Genomic DNA, 12,916 nt, shown 5'->3' with positions numbered 1-12,916 from the left:
TAACCTACGGTGCCGTAACTTACGGTACGGTAGGTCATGTCAGCGCCTATCCGGTGTGAACTGTCGACCCAGCCAGGAGGAGGTCCCCCATGGCGATTGCAGATGTCAAGGAATACGCACATCTCACCGAAGCCGATGTCGAGGCGCTCGGGCGCGAGTTGGATGCGATCCGCCGCGATATCGAAGAATCTCGCGGCGAGCGCGACGCGCGCTACGTCCGGAACACCATCAGGCTGCAGCGTGGACTCGAGATCAGTGGCCGCGCAATGCTGTTCGCGAGCAAGCGGCGTCCCGCCTGGCTGGCGGGCACGGCCCTGCTCTCCCTCTCGAAGATCATCGAGAACATGGAACTCGGCCACAACGTCATGCACGGCCAGTGGGACTGGATGAACGATCCCGAGATCCACTCCACCTCGTGGGAGTGGGACGTGACGGGACCGTCCGCTCACTGGAAGCAGACGCACAACTACATTCACCACAAGTACACCAACGTCCTCGGCATGGACGACGACGTGGGATACGGACTGCTGCGCGTCACGCGTGACCAGCGGTGGAAGCCGTTCAATACCGGCAATCTCCTCTACAACACCCTGCTCGCGCTGTTCTTCGAGTACGGCATCGCGGCGCAGCACCTCGAACTCGGCAAGGTCGCCAAGGGGCGCGTGCCGAGCGAGGAGACCCAGCGCAAGCTCCGCGAGGTCGGCGAGAAGGTCGGCAAGCAGATCCTCAAGGACTACGTGATCCACCCCGCGGTCACCGGTCCCGCGTGGAAGAGCACGCTCACCGCCAACATCGCCGCGAACATGATTCGCAACGTGTGGACCAACGCGATCATCTTCTGCGGGCACTTCCCCGACGGCGCCGAGAAGTTCACCAAGGCCGACATCGACAAGGAGACGCCCGCGCAGTGGTACCTCCGGCAGATGCTCGGTAGCGCGAACATCGACGGCGGCAGGCTGATGGACTTCATGTCCGGCAACCTGAGCTACCAGATCGAGCACCACCTGTTCCCCGACCTGCCGAGCAACCGCTACGCGGAGATCGCCGTGCGGGTGCAGGCGCTGTGCGAGAAGTACGACCTGCCGTACACCTCCGGGCCGTTCCTGGTGCAGTACGCGAAGTCGTGGCGCACCATCGCCAAGCTGTCGTTGCCGAACAAGTACCTCAAGGCGACCGCGGACGACGCCCCGGAAACGGCGTCGGAGCGCAAGTTTGGTGGAAACACCACGGCGACAATCGATCCCGTGACCGGCCGCCGTCAGGGGCTGGGTTCCGCGATCAAGCGCACCCGCAAGCGTGGCGGTCTGCGCGCGCTGCTTTCCCGCTAGGTAACTCCGCTAGACAGTTCCGCCACGGCGCGGTTCGTCCCTCACCAGGCCTCGTTGGACGCGATGGCCGTGAGTAGGTGACGGACCGCGTCGACGCGTTTGGCGGCCTTGCCCTCGAGGTGGTCGAGCGCGCATTCCGGATCCGCGGGCGGGCCGAGGTGGGTACACCCTCGCGGGCAGTCCTCGATGGCCGCGGCCAGGTCGGAGAACGCGGCCACCACGTTCTCCGGGGAGATGTGGGCCAGCCCGAACGACCGGATGCCGGGGGTGTCGATCACCCAGCCGCCCGACGGGAGCGGCAGTGCGACCGATTGCGTGGACGTGTGCCGGCCCTTGCCCACGCCGGACACCACGCCGACGGCCCGGTCGGCGTCGGGCACGAGGCGGTTGACGAGCGTCGACTTCCCGACCCCCGAATGCCCGATCAGGGCGGTGAGCCTGCCGGACAGCATCGCCAGGACCTCGTCGACCGGATCGTCGCGGCCCGCCACGACCACGGGGACGTCGAGGTCGGCGAACGTGCTCGCGAACTCCTCGGGCGGTTCGAGGTCGCTCTTCGTCAGGCACACGACGGGGCTCAGCCCGCCCGCGTACGCGGCCACGAGCGCGCGTTCGACGAATCCCGTCCGCGGCGGCGGGTCGGCGAGCGCCACGACGATCAGTAACTGCTGCGCGTTGGCCACCACGATCCGCTCGTAGGGGTCGGTGTCGTCGGCAGTGCGCCGCAGCACGGTGGCGCGCTCGGCCACCCGCACGATCCGCGCCAGGGTGTCGGGTTTGCCGGACAGATCGCCGACGACGCTCACCTCGTCGCCCACCACGATGGGGGTGCGGCCCAGTTCGCGGGCGCGCATGGTGACGAGGGGACGCTCGGGGTCGCCGCCCAGAACGCAACCCCACCGGCCGCGGTCGACGGCGACGACCATCGCCGACTCCGCGGCGAGGTGCTCCGGCCGGGTTTTCGTGCGCGGGCGCGTTCCTCGGCCCGGGCGCACCCGGACGTCGGACTCGTCGTACTGCCTGCGGCTCAGAAGCTCGCCTTCCGACCGGTGCCCGCGGCCGCGGACAGCATTGTGGCCCACAGGTTCTCGAAACCGGGCAGCGTCTTGGCCGTGGTGCCGATGTCCTCGATCTCGATGCCGTCGACCCGCAGGCCGACGATGGCTCCCGCCGTCGCCATCCGGTGGTCGGCGTAGGACCGCCACGTCCCGCCGTGCAGGTCGGCGGGCACGATGGTGAGGCCGTCCTCGGTCTCGGTGACGTTTCCGCCGAGTGAGTTGATCTCGTGTGCGAGCGCGGCCAGCCGGTCGGTCTCGTGTCCGCGCAGATGCGCGATGCCGCGCAGGTGGGACGGGCCGTCCGCGAGTGCGGCGAGCGCCGCGACGGTCGGGGTGAGTTCGCCGACGTCGTGCAGGTCGATGTCGATGCCGGTCAGCTGCTGTGGGCCGCGGACGGTGAGGTTCGCCCCGTCCCGCCGGACGTCGGCGCCCATCGCGAGCAGGATCTCGCGGATCGCGTCGCCGGGCTGCGTCGTCTCGGCAGGCCACAGCGGAACGGTCACCTCACCGCCGGTGACGGCGGCGGCGGCGAGGAAGGCGGTGGCATTCGACAGATCGGGCTCGATCACCCTGTCGACGGCCCGCACCGGACCGGGGCTCACCCGCCACGTGTCGGCCTCCCCACCCGTCGCCGGAGTGGAGACCTCGACACCGGACTCGCGCAGCATCTCGACCGTCATGTCGATGTGCGGCATGGACGGGACCGTCTTGCCGTCGTGATGGACCGTGACGCCCTCGTCGAACGCGGCCGCCGACAGCAGCAGCCCGGACACGAACTGCGAAGAACCGGACGCGTCGATCGTCACGCGGCCACCGCGCAGGGAGCCCGCGCCGCGGACGGTGAACGGCAGGGAGTCGCCGTCGATGTCCGCGCCGAGACCGCGCAGCGCGTTCAGGATCGTGTCGAGGGGGCGGGTGCGCGCCTGTTCGTCGCCGTCGAAGTCGACCGTTCCGTCGGCGAGCGCCGCGACCGGCGGAAGGAACCGCATGACGGTGCCTGCCAGGCCGCAGTCGACCGCACCGCCCCGGAGGGGTCCGGGGGTGACCCGCAGCGTAGTGTCGTCGCCGGCCGTCTCGATGCCGATTCCCAGCGTCCGGAGCGCGTCGATCATGAGGTCGGTGTCCCGGCTGCGCAGTGCCCCGGTGAGAGTGGACGGACCGTCCGCGAGTGCGGCGAGGATCAGCGCGCGATTGGTGATCGACTTCGATCCGGGGAGGGCGACCGTCGCGACGACGGGCGCTTCGGCACGGGGGGCGTTCCACAGGCTCAGGCTCACGGTCTCCATCTTCGCCTATCGGGCGGGTGGCCGGGCGGGGTGGGCGGCGTGTCGCGGGTGTCGGTGGTTCGTGCCACTCTGGTGGGCATGTGCGGCAGGTATGCGACCACTGCGAATCCGGCGACACTCGCGGCCGACCTCGACGCGATCAACGAGTCGGGCGAGGAGGAGAGTCCGCCCGACTTCAACGTGGCGCCCACCACGCAGGTCCTCACGGTGGTCGACCGGCACGACGCCCGGCGGATCCGGCGGATGCGGTGGGGTCTCGTGCCGTCCTGGACGAAGGAACTCGGCAAGGGCCCGGTGCTGTTCAATGCCCGCGCGGATTCGGTCGACAACAAACCCGCGTTCCGGACCTCGTTCAAGTACAAGCGCTGCCTCGTGCCGATGGATGGCTGGTACGAGTGGCAGACCGAGACCGAGCCGGCGGCCGCCGGGAAGAAGGCGGGCAAGGCGAAGAAGATTCCGTACTACATGTCGCCGGAGGACGGCTCGCGCCTGTACATGGCCGGGCTGTGGTCCGTCTGGCACGATCCCGCGGTCGAGGAGTCGCCTCCCGTCCTGAGCTGCAGCATCATCACGGTCGACTCCGCCGCCCAGCTCGAGATCGTGCACGACCGGATGCCGCTCGTGATGCCCCGCGACCGCTGGGCCGCCTGGCTCGACCCCGAGCACCCCGCGTCCACGAACCTGCTGGAGGTGTCGCCCGACGCCATCGCCGACATCACCGTCCGGCGGGTGTCCACGCTGGTCAACAGCGTGAAGAACAACGGTCCGGAACTCCTCGACCCCGACGCGGCCGGGCGCGACGACGCGCAGGTGGGGGAGCAGATCAGCCTGCTGTGACCGCTGCGGTGACGGCTCCGCTGAGCCGCACCAGATCGGCGGGTGCGAGTTCGATCTCGAGTCCGCGCCTGCCCGCGCTGCACAGCACCCGGTCCCAGTCGAGCGCCGACGCGTCCACGACCGTCGGAAGTGCCTTCCGCTGTCCGAGCGGGGAGATGCCGCCGAACACGTACCCGGTGGAGCGCTCGGCCTCGGTGCGGTCCGCCATCACGGCCTTGCCCGCGCCCAGCGCCGCGGCCGCCGCCTTCAGGGACAGCTTCTCCGGCACCGGCAGGACCGCCACCGCCAGCTTGCCCGTGTCGAGTTTGATCACGAGCGTCTTGAACACCTGATGAGCGGTGACGCCGACCGTCTCGCCCAGCGCGTCGACGGCCTCCGAACCGTACGACTCCGCCCGCTCGTCGTGCGCATAGCTGTGCACGGTGTGGTCGATGCGCTGTGTGACGAGCAGTTTCGTCGCGGGAGTGGCAGTTCCGGCCATGGACGAACACTCTGCCACGCGGTGCGGGAACACCACGGGCGGGAGTCGTGTTGGTACCTGCAGAAGACCCGTACATCGAAGGGAGTGGTCCGTATCGTGATGTCCTCGGTAATCGAGCCCACGTCGCGTCTGCAGTTGGCGGTAACGTTGACGCCCACGGCGACCGAAGGGATCAGCGTGCAGGAACATGACCGTCCGACGGCAGAGAAGGCCGAGCCACAGGACGAGTTGATCGCGCGTTTCGAAAGGGATGCGCTCCCACTTCTGGATCAGCTGTACGGCGCTGCTCTGAGGATGACCCGGAACCCGGCGGACGCCGAGGACCTCGTGCAGGAAACGTACGTGAAGGCCTACACGGCGTTCCGTTCGTTCCGTGAGGGCACCAACCTCAAGGCGTGGCTGTACCGGATTCTCACGAACACGTACATCAACTCGTACCGCAAGAAGCAGCGCCAGCCCGCGCAGTACCCGACCGACGAGATCACCGACTGGCAGCTGGCGGCGACGGCGGAGCATTCGTCGACCGGGCTGCGGTCCGCCGAGGTCGAGGCACTGGACGCGCTTCCCGACGACGACATCAAGGAAGCCCTTCAGGCGTTGCCGGAGGAATTCCGGATGGCCGTCTACTACGCCGATGTCGAGGGCTTCCCCTACAAGGAGATCGCCGAGATCATGGGCACCCCGATCGGGACCGTGATGTCGCGACTGCACCGCGGGCGCAAGCAGCTCCGGGGTCTGCTCGCCGACGTCGCACGCGAACGAGGCTTCAACCGTGGCGGCACCGACGTGGCCGGCGACAGTGTAGTGAGTGCGGAGCAGGAGGTTTCTCGGTGAGCGAGCAGGACGAATTCGAGCAGCTCGACTGCTCCGCCGTCATCGCGGACGTCTGGCTGATGCTGGACAGCGAATGCGACGAGGCCTCGCGGGCGCGGCTGCAGCGGCACCTCGACGAGTGCGGGTCGTGTCTCGAGGCGTACGGGATCGAGGAGAAGGTCAAGAGCCTTGTGAACCGCAAGTGCGGCGGTGAGCACGCACCGGAGAGCCTGCGTCAGAGGCTCTCCATCGAGTTGCGGCGGACGATCCTCATCACGAATACCGAACCCGAGTCGTAACCCGTCAGAACAGCAATCAGGGGCCGGAAAGCATCGCTGCTTTCCGGCCCCTGGTGCGTTCTACGGCGCGTCAGGCGTTGGGACGCTTGCCGTGGTTTGCGGCGTTGCCCTTGCGGCTGCGCTTCTTACGACCACGCTTACCCATGAGTAGATCTCCCTTCTTTTCACCACAGTCTTCCACGTGTGGTTGGGTGTCCTTGCAACAGGGCTTTCTCGACACCCGGGAGTGAAGGATCACAATGGCAGAAGACGTGCGCGCCGAAATGGTTTCGACGGTGTATCAGGTTGTGGTGAGCGCGGGTGACGAGGTGAAGGAAGGCGACACCCTCGTCATCCTCGAGTCGATGAAGATGGAGATCCCCGTCATCGCCGAAGAGCCCGGCACGGTCACCTCGGTGGACGTCAAGGTCGGCGACGTGATCCAGCAGGGTGACCTGATCGCAGTCATCTCCTGAGCTGACTGACACACCCCACGATGTCGACCCTGAGCGATCTGCTCGCCGAACACACCGACCTGCCCGGCGAGGCCGTCGACCACCTCCAGCGCGTCGTCGGCGAATGGCAGTTGCTCGCCGACCTCTCCTTCGCGGACGTTCTGCTGTGGGTCGGCGCGGACTCCGCGGCCACCAACCCGGCCGGCACCGTGATCTGCGTCGCGCACTGCAGGCCCACCACCGCGTCGACCGCGTTCCCGGAGGACGTCGTCGGGACCGTCGTGTCGGAGTCGGAACACCCGCAGGTGCTGCAGGCGCTGCTCGAGGGCAATGTCGTGCGCCCCGAGGACGGCGGCGGGCACGCGGGTCTGCCGCCCCGCGGCGAAGCGGTCCCCGTCCGGTGGAACGGCGAGGTGATCGCCGTCCTGAGCCGGGACACCAACCTGTCGCACCAGCGGGCGCAGAGTCCGCTCGAGGTCGCGTATCTCGACTGCGCCGAGGACCTGTGCCAGATGATCAGCGACGGCACGTTCCCGATCCGTGAGGCCCGCTCGGACACCAACTCGAGCCCCCGCGCCGGCGACGGCTTCATCCGCCTGGACACCGACGGCAGCGTCGTCTACGCCAGTCCCAACGCGCTGTCGGCGTACCACCGGATGGGCCTGAGCTCGGACCTGATCGGCCAGAACCTCGCCGCCACCACGCGATCACTCGTGACGGATCCGTTCGAGTCGCAGGAGGTCGCCGGGTACATCCGCGACACGATCGCCGACAAGCCGGGCCGCCGGATGGAGATCGAGGCCAGGGGAGCGACCGTCCTGCTGCGGGCCCTGGTTCTCAAGCCCGGCGGGAAGCGGGTCGGCGCCGCCGTCGTCGTGCGGGACGTCACGGAGGTGAAGAGGCGGGATCGCGCCCTGCTCAGCAAGGATGCGACGATCCGCGAGATCCACCACCGGGTGAAGAACAATCTGCAGACCGTGGCGGCGCTGCTGCGGCTGCAGGCCCGCCGCACCAACAACGAGGAGGCCCGTCAGGCGCTCAGCGAATCGGTGCGGCGTGTCACGTCGATCGCCCTCGTGCACGACACGCTGTCGATGTCGGTGGACGAGGAGGTGGACCTCGACGAGGTCGTCGACCGGCTCGTGCCGATCCTGTCCGACGTGGCGACGGTGAGCACGCCGATCAAGGTCCGCCGGGAGGGCAGCTTCGGGGTGTTCTCCGCGGAGCGGGCCACACCGCTGGTGATGGTGCTGACCGAACTAGTGCAGAACGCGATCGAGCACGCCTTCGAACCGGGCGCGGCCGGCACGGTCACTATGCGGGCGGAGCGGTCGGCGCGCTGGCTGGACGTCGTGATCCACGACAACGGCAGAGGATTGCCGCCCGGTTTCAGCCTCGAGCGGTCCGACCGGCTCGGCCTGCAGATCGTCCGGACCCTGGTGGCCGCCGAGCTGAACGGTTCGCTGGGGCTGCACCCGGGCGCGGAGGGTGGAACGGATGCCGTGTTACGCGTACCGCTGGGCCGTCGTGGACCGCGGTACTGACCGGCGGGCAAGCAAAAGGCCCGGCACCATGTGGTGCCGGGCCCGTCTCCTTCTCAAGTATCAGACGGTGGTGCGGGCACGCGTCCGAGCGTTGCGGCGCTTGAGTGCGCGACGCTCGTCTTCGCTCATGCCGCCCCACACACCGGCGTCCTGGCCCGACTCGAGTGCCCACGAGAGGCAGTCGGCGGTCACCGGGCAGCGGTTGCAGACAACCTTGGCATCAGCAATCTGCGCGAGAGCCGGACCGCTGTTGCCCACAGGGAAGAACAACTCGGGGTCTTCGTCGCGACAGATTGCCTTGTGGCGCCAGTCCATCCTTCTGCTCCTTAACTGGGTGCGTCGTGCACCGTTTCGTCTTCATGAGTTCATGTGTGCGTAGAGAATGTTTCCGCACTGTTGCTTGTGAATGCTTTCACGAACTGGCGGGATGTCAATAGAAAACCGCCGCACCGTGGGGGAGCTCACGTAGTTAGGCTGCCCTTCGAGGCGCGCCGTCCTTTTTACCCTGCGCCGGTGCTTCCCGCTAGGTGAAAACGGGGATTCTCGAGAATTGTTCAGGGTCGCGGCGGCGCGACGACATCCAGCGCGTCGGGCACCGACACGAACTCCACCACGTTCCGAAGTCCGATGTAGTCGCCGTCCATCTGCAGTCCGATCGGCTCCGACGCGGAGATCCGCACGCACGGCACGTCGTCGACCCGGACGAGTTTCTTCGCCTTCGGGCGGGTGCCGGGGGACAGCAGTTGGCGGGCCACCCGCAGGGTGGTGAGGATCGCGGTGGACCGCATCGCGAACACACCGAGGCCGGTGTCGTAAGTGGTGTCGGGATTGGTGTGGACTTCCCGCTTGTTCAGATACGTCCAGGGACTCGCGTTCGACACGAAGGCGTAATGAACGCCCTCGACGGGATCGCGGTCGGGAACCTCGACGGTGAGGGTCGGCTCCGCGTACTTCGACCGGAAGAACACGCGCACCGCCGCGCGGACGTATTGCGCCGGTGTGGCGGGGCGCCCGTTCTTGCGGTGCATGTCGACCGCCTCACACACCTGGGCGTCCCAGCCGACGCCCGCGTTGAACGTGAACCAGCGGTGGTCGCAGTGGGCGAGCCCGATCCTGCGCCGCTGCCTGTTGGAGAGGAGATCGATGAGCTGGTTGGTGGCGTCCACGGGGTCGGGCGCGATGCCGAGCGAGCGGGCGAACACGTTCGCAGACCCGCCGGGGACGACGGCGATCGGGGGTATCGGCCCCACCGTCACCGCGCTCATCGACTTCGGGTCCGGGGTGCCGAGGAGCCCGTTGACCACCTCGTTCACGGTGCCGTCGCCGCCGTGGACGATGATCAGGCCCATTCCGTCGACGCAGGCCTGCTGCGCCAGTTCGGCGGCGTGCCCACGGTGCGTCGTGTGCGCGACCGTCAACCGCACCCGGCTCGACAGCGCGTGCGCGAGCAGGTCCCGCCCGGCCGGGGTCGTCGATGTGGCATTGGGGTTGACGATCAGCAGCGCGCGCACGGGGCCCAAGCCTAGCCGGGGCGGCACGTGTCACCGTCCGAGGCCGCCGGCGGCTGGGTGTTCTAGGCTGGCCGACGTGCCGAAGCCGTCTCTCAGCAAGTCCACGCCCACCACGGTCCGCGCGGCGGGCGCCCTGGTGTCGCTCGAGGGCGCGGTGGCGGTCGGTGTCGCCGTGGTGCTGGTCGTCCGGGGGCTGCTCGGGCACGACCAGAGCGTCAGCAGCGGATACGGCACCGCGGCCTGGTTCGCCATTCTCGGTGGCGCCGTGCTCGCTGCCGGGCTCGCCCTGATCTTCGGCAGGCGCTGGGGGCGGGCGATCGCGATCGTCGCCCAACTGCTGCTGCTTCCCGTAGCGTGGTCGCTGCTCACCGATTCGCACCAGCCGTTTTTCGGCGTGCTGCTCGGCGTCGTCGTAGTGGGAGCCCTCGGGTGCCTGTTCAGCAGCCCGACATCGAAATGGATGGCGGCCGAGTACGGCGAGGAAGCCGACGCCGACAACCCGTCGGAGCGCTGACTCACCGGGCGCGGAGCGCTAACTCACCGCGCGCGCGGAGCGCTAATCCACCTCGGACGCGAGGCGGCCGAGCGGATCGCCGGTGAGCCGGTACGTGGTCCACTCGTCCTGCGGGTGCGCGTCGAGGGACTCGTAGAACGCGATCGACGGCTTGTTCCAGTTGACCACCGACCACGACAGCCGCGTGTAGCCGTTGTCGACGCACTCCTTCGCGAGTGTGGCGAGCAGGGCCTTGCCGTGACCGGACCCGCGTTCGGATGGGCTGACGAACAGGTCCTCGAGGTAGATCCCGTGCGTTCCGTCCCATGTGGAGAAGTTCCGGAACCACACCGCGATCCCGACGACCCGGTCGTCGTCGTTCGTCGCGACGTGGGCGAACGTGGACGGCTGCGGACCGAACAGGGCGTCGTCTATCTGGTCGTCGGTGACGGTGCACTTGTCGCGGGCCCGCTGATGTTCGGCCAGTTCGTAGATCATCGCGGTGATCGCGGAGACGTCCTCGGGTACAGCGCGTCTGATCATCGGGCACCTTCCGTCGTCACGTTGTGGCTGACCACCTGTTGCGCCCCGTGCTCGAAGCCGAGGACGGAGTACGCGCCGGGTGACATGGCGAACCGTCGCCCCTCGCTGATGGGGAGCTCCGCCCAGCGGGCGATGAGCGCGCGGGAGAAGTGGCCGTGTCCGACGAGGATCACGTCGCGGTCGACGAGTTGCGAATGCGCGACGGACAGGACGAGGTCGCAGCGGGTGTGCACCTGCTCGGCCTGTTCGCCGCGCGGACACGGGTGCGTCCACACGGTCCAGTCCGGCACCTGCTGCCTGATCTCGGGCGTCGTCATGCCTTCGTAGATGCCGTAGTCCCATTCGGCGAGCGCGTCCCAGGTGCGCTGAATTTTCAAACCCGCCAGCTGCGCCGTCTCCTGGGCGCGTTGCCGCGGGCTGACGATGACGAGGGGGTCGCGCAGGGCGAGGGCGTCCATCGCCGGACCCACCTGCCGCGCCTGGGACTCACCCAGTTCGGTGAGGTGGACGTCGGTCCGGCCGGTGTGTTTGCCCCAACGGGCCCATTCCGTTTCGCCGTGCCGGAGGAGGACGATCCGACGGCCGCGCGGCGAATCACTGGGTGGCATCCATCCATCATGTCAGTCAATCTGCGTGTATGGCTCGCCTCCGGCGACGAAGTAGGTAAGGATCGAGCCGTGACAACGGTTCTTGCAGTGGCAAATCAGAAGGGTGGGGTCGCGAAGACCACCACGGTCGCCTCTCTCGGCGCAGCGCTCGTCGGGCTGGGCCAGAAGGTTCTGGTGGTGGATCTCGACCCGCAGGGGTGCCTGACCTTCTCCCTGGGGCACAACCCGGACCGCCTGGACGCCTCCGTCCACGAGGTGCTGACGGGTGATCTGGGGGCGCGCGAAGCGGTGATCGACACCGAGGACGGGGTCGCGCTCCTGCCCGCGACGATCGACCTCGCGGGCGCGGAAGCGTTGCTGCTCATGCGTCCCGGTCGTGAGTTCGCGCTCAAACGCGCTCTGGCGCCGCTGCTGGACGACTACGACACGGTCATCATCGACTGTCCGCCGTCGCTCGGTGTGCTCACGCTCAACGGGCTCACGGCGGCGCAGTCGGTGCTGGTGCCGCTGCAGTGCGAGACGCTCGCCCACCGCGGTGTGGGGCAGTTGTTGCGGACGGTCACCGAGGTGCAGCAGATCACCAACCCCGACCTGGTGCTGCTCGGCGCGCTGCCGACGCTGTACGACGCGCGCACGACCCACAGCCGCGACGTGCTGTCCGATGTGTCCGACCGCTACAACCTGCCGGTCCTCGCGCCGCCGATCCCGCGGACGGTGCGGTTCGCGGAGGCGACGGCGTCGGGTGCCACGGTCCTGGCGGGGCGCAAGAACAAGGGTGCCCAGGCGTACCGGGACCTCGCCGAGAACCTCGCCAAGCACTGGGCGGGATCCGAGCTCGCTACGTTTTCGCCTGGAAGTGCCGAGTAAGTTCCTCCGGCGTGGGATTCCACGCGGCGGGCCAATCCTGTTGGCGTAGTTGGGCATCCGTGCCTCCGTCGGCGAACACGACGCTTCCGCAGAACAGTGTCGACCCCGGTCCCAGCAGGAATTCGACGAGTGCGGCGATCTCGTCCGGGCGGCCGCGTCTGCCGAGCGGCACCGGATAGAAGTCGAGGGCTTTCGCCAGTTCGGGGTCGAGGTCGTCCCCGCTGGTCATCGGCGTGTCGATCATGCCCGGCGCGATTGCGTTGAGCCGGATTCCGTTGCCGATCCAGTCGGGCCGCACCGCTTCCCGTCTGATCCACCAGGCCAGCGCCAGCTTGGATGCCGGGTACGCGGGGATGGCGGTCACCTCGTCGCCGATCCGCACCGCCTCCGCCTCGTCGCCGCGCAGGCATGCGGTCACCAGATCTTCGGGAACGCCGGGCTGGGTGGTGGTGCTGCTCGACGAGATCACCACCACCGAGGCGCCGTCGGCGCGTTCGAGCGCGGGTTTCAGGGACATCACGAGTTCCACGGCCCCGAAATAGTTGACGGCGATCAGCTTGCCGCCGGGGACGTGGGACAGCGATCCGAGTCCGGCGCAGCAGACGAGGCCGTCCACGACGCCGCCGCTCCTTTCGGTCACGGCGGCGGCGGCCGCGGCCCGGCCGCCGGGGGTCGACAGGTCGGCTGTCACGTCGGTGTGTGCGAGGTCGACGCCGATGACGGTGTGGCCGCCGGCCTCGAGGGTGCGGCGACTCGCCGCCCCGATGCCCGAGGCCGCGCCGGTGATTACATAGGTTGCCATGACGTGAATTAG

General features: G+C 68.3%; 17 protein-coding genes. 8 read left to right on the top strand and 9 right to left on the bottom strand.

What is annotated here, in order from left to right:
• The first annotated feature begins 89 nt into the window (after positions 1-89).
• The gene (locus JWS13_RS09470) at positions 90-1,328 is read left to right on the top strand and encodes a fatty acid desaturase family protein (RefSeq protein WP_206005384.1); all 1,239 of its coding nucleotides are present in this window, start codon (positions 90-92) and stop codon (positions 1,326-1,328) included.
• Positions 1,329-1,369: 41 nt separating this feature from the next.
• On the opposite strand, the gene rsgA is transcribed toward JWS13_RS09470, so the two are convergent.
• Both rsgA and aroA read right to left on the bottom strand, forming a co-directional pair.
• A complete protein-coding gene (gene rsgA / locus JWS13_RS09465) occupies positions 1,370-2,410 on the bottom strand; it encodes a ribosome small subunit-dependent GTPase A (RefSeq protein ID WP_206005383.1) in 1,041 nt (346 codons plus the stop codon).
• Positions 2,356-3,672 carry a 3-phosphoshikimate 1-carboxyvinyltransferase gene (gene aroA, locus JWS13_RS09460; RefSeq protein ID WP_160097592.1) on the bottom strand — a complete coding sequence of 439 codons (1,317 nt, stop codon included), beginning with the start codon at positions 3,670-3,672 and terminating at the stop codon, positions 2,356-2,358. Before aroA ends, rsgA begins: the two co-directional genes overlap by 55 nt.
• Positions 3,673-3,750: 78 nt before the next feature.
• Between aroA and JWS13_RS09455 the strand changes: the two genes are divergently transcribed.
• Positions 3,751-4,509, top strand: a complete 759-nt coding sequence (locus JWS13_RS09455) for an SOS response-associated peptidase (protein WP_206005382.1) — start codon at positions 3,751-3,753, stop codon at positions 4,507-4,509.
• Here JWS13_RS09455 and ybaK read toward each other — a convergent pair.
• Positions 4,496-4,990 carry a Cys-tRNA(Pro) deacylase gene (gene ybaK, locus JWS13_RS09450; RefSeq protein ID WP_160097591.1) on the bottom strand — a complete coding sequence of 165 codons (495 nt, stop codon included), beginning with the start codon at positions 4,988-4,990 and terminating at the stop codon, positions 4,496-4,498. The two genes, JWS13_RS09455 and ybaK, sit on opposite strands and share 14 nt — an antisense overlap.
• 99 nt (positions 4,991-5,089) lie before the next feature.
• On the opposite strand from ybaK, the gene JWS13_RS09445 reads away from it, so the two are divergent.
• Entirely contained in the window at positions 5,090-5,824 is a 735-nt protein-coding gene (locus tag JWS13_RS09445; RefSeq protein ID WP_124390409.1) for a sigma-70 family RNA polymerase sigma factor, read from the top strand.
• Positions 5,821-6,102: a mycothiol system anti-sigma-R factor gene (gene rsrA, locus JWS13_RS09440; protein WP_072937642.1), complete on the top strand. Its 282-nt coding sequence runs from the start codon at positions 5,821-5,823 to the stop codon at positions 6,100-6,102. Before JWS13_RS09445 ends, rsrA begins: the two co-directional genes overlap by 4 nt.
• A 70-nt stretch (positions 6,103-6,172) precedes the next feature.
• Here the strand turns inward: rsrA and JWS13_RS46425 are convergent, their stop codons facing one another.
• Positions 6,173-6,247 carry a 50S ribosomal protein bL37 gene (locus JWS13_RS46425; RefSeq protein ID WP_022597109.1) on the bottom strand — a complete coding sequence of 25 codons (75 nt, stop codon included), beginning with the start codon at positions 6,245-6,247 and terminating at the stop codon, positions 6,173-6,175.
• A 94-nt stretch (positions 6,248-6,341) separates the two neighbouring features.
• On the opposite strand from JWS13_RS46425, the gene JWS13_RS09435 reads away from it, so the two are divergent.
• Together JWS13_RS09435 and JWS13_RS09430 are read left to right on the top strand one after the other, a co-directional pair.
• Complete coding sequence (locus JWS13_RS09435; protein WP_005240095.1) at positions 6,342-6,557, top strand: biotin/lipoyl-binding carrier protein; 216 nt, start codon at positions 6,342-6,344, stop codon at positions 6,555-6,557.
• 20 nt (positions 6,558-6,577) lie between these two features.
• Positions 6,578-8,080 (top strand): sensor histidine kinase, encoded by a 1,503-nt coding sequence (locus JWS13_RS09430; RefSeq protein WP_206005381.1) that lies wholly within the window; start codon positions 6,578-6,580, stop codon positions 8,078-8,080.
• A 60-nt stretch (positions 8,081-8,140) separates the two neighbouring features.
• On the opposite strand, the gene JWS13_RS09425 is transcribed toward JWS13_RS09430, so the two are convergent.
• Both JWS13_RS09425 and JWS13_RS09420 read right to left on the bottom strand, forming a co-directional pair.
• Positions 8,141-8,395, bottom strand: a complete 255-nt coding sequence (locus tag JWS13_RS09425; protein ID WP_073359278.1) for a WhiB family transcriptional regulator — start codon at positions 8,393-8,395, stop codon at positions 8,141-8,143.
• 239 nt (positions 8,396-8,634) lie between these two features.
• Positions 8,635-9,591 (bottom strand): diacylglycerol/lipid kinase family protein, encoded by a 957-nt coding sequence (locus JWS13_RS09420; protein ID WP_124390368.1) that lies wholly within the window; start codon positions 9,589-9,591, stop codon positions 8,635-8,637.
• 76 nt (positions 9,592-9,667) lie between these two features.
• Between JWS13_RS09420 and JWS13_RS09415 the strand changes: the two genes are divergently transcribed.
• On the top strand, positions 9,668-10,105 hold the full coding sequence (locus tag JWS13_RS09415) for a hypothetical protein (RefSeq protein ID WP_124390367.1): 438 nt from the start codon (positions 9,668-9,670) through the stop codon (positions 10,103-10,105).
• A 42-nt stretch (positions 10,106-10,147) separates the two neighbouring features.
• Here the strand turns inward: JWS13_RS09415 and JWS13_RS09410 are convergent, their stop codons facing one another.
• Together JWS13_RS09410 and JWS13_RS09405 are read right to left on the bottom strand one after the other, a co-directional pair.
• Positions 10,148-10,627: a GNAT family N-acetyltransferase gene (locus JWS13_RS09410; RefSeq protein WP_206005380.1), complete on the bottom strand. Its 480-nt coding sequence runs from the start codon at positions 10,625-10,627 to the stop codon at positions 10,148-10,150.
• On the bottom strand, positions 10,624-11,235 hold the full coding sequence (locus JWS13_RS09405) for an acid phosphatase (protein WP_160097588.1): 612 nt from the start codon (positions 11,233-11,235) through the stop codon (positions 10,624-10,626). The genes JWS13_RS09410 and JWS13_RS09405 overlap by 4 nt, the downstream gene beginning before the upstream one ends.
• Positions 11,236-11,304: 69 nt before the next feature.
• On the opposite strand from JWS13_RS09405, the gene JWS13_RS09400 reads away from it, so the two are divergent.
• On the top strand, positions 11,305-12,102 hold the full coding sequence (locus tag JWS13_RS09400) for a ParA family protein (RefSeq protein WP_124390364.1): 798 nt from the start codon (positions 11,305-11,307) through the stop codon (positions 12,100-12,102).
• On the opposite strand, the gene JWS13_RS09395 is transcribed toward JWS13_RS09400, so the two are convergent.
• Positions 12,074-12,904: an SDR family oxidoreductase gene (locus JWS13_RS09395; RefSeq protein ID WP_206005379.1), complete on the bottom strand. Its 831-nt coding sequence runs from the start codon at positions 12,902-12,904 to the stop codon at positions 12,074-12,076. The two genes, JWS13_RS09400 and JWS13_RS09395, sit on opposite strands and share 29 nt — an antisense overlap.
• Positions 12,905-12,916 lie beyond the last annotated feature (12 nt).

Origin of the sequence: Rhodococcus pseudokoreensis, assembly GCF_017068395.1 — a bacterium.
GTDB classification, from domain to species: Bacteria; Actinomycetota; Actinomycetes; order Mycobacteriales; family Mycobacteriaceae; genus Rhodococcus_F; species Rhodococcus_F pseudokoreensis.
The sequence above is the reverse complement of the archived record's forward strand: the minus strand, read 5'-3'. Positions and strand labels throughout refer to the sequence as shown.

Excerpts from the sequence above, each read along its gene's own strand:
- JWS13_RS09470 (WP_206005384.1), top strand. The coding sequence starts at position 90 with ATGGCGATTGCAGATGTCAAGGAATACGCACATCTCACCGAAGCCGAT.
- aroA (WP_160097592.1), bottom strand. The coding sequence starts at position 3,672 with ATGGAGACCGTGAGCCTGAGCCTGTGGAACGCCCCCCGTGCCGAAGCG.
- JWS13_RS09455 (WP_206005382.1), top strand. The coding sequence starts at position 3,751 with ATGTGCGGCAGGTATGCGACCACTGCGAATCCGGCGACACTCGCGGCC.
- ybaK (WP_160097591.1), bottom strand. The coding sequence starts at position 4,990 with ATGGCCGGAACTGCCACTCCCGCGACGAAACTGCTCGTCACACAGCGC.
- JWS13_RS09445 (WP_124390409.1), top strand. The coding sequence starts at position 5,090 with ATGTCCTCGGTAATCGAGCCCACGTCGCGTCTGCAGTTGGCGGTAACG.
- JWS13_RS09435 (WP_005240095.1), top strand. The coding sequence starts at position 6,342 with ATGGCAGAAGACGTGCGCGCCGAAATGGTTTCGACGGTGTATCAGGTT.
- JWS13_RS09430 (WP_206005381.1), top strand. The coding sequence starts at position 6,578 with ATGTCGACCCTGAGCGATCTGCTCGCCGAACACACCGACCTGCCCGGC.
- JWS13_RS09425 (WP_073359278.1), bottom strand. The coding sequence starts at position 8,395 with ATGGACTGGCGCCACAAGGCAATCTGTCGCGACGAAGACCCCGAGTTG.
- JWS13_RS09410 (WP_206005380.1), bottom strand. The coding sequence starts at position 10,627 with ATGATCAGACGCGCTGTACCCGAGGACGTCTCCGCGATCACCGCGATG.
- JWS13_RS09405 (WP_160097588.1), bottom strand. The coding sequence starts at position 11,235 with ATGCCACCCAGTGATTCGCCGCGCGGCCGTCGGATCGTCCTCCTCCGG.
- JWS13_RS09395 (WP_206005379.1), bottom strand. The coding sequence starts at position 12,904 with ATGGCAACCTATGTAATCACCGGCGCGGCCTCGGGCATCGGGGCGGCG.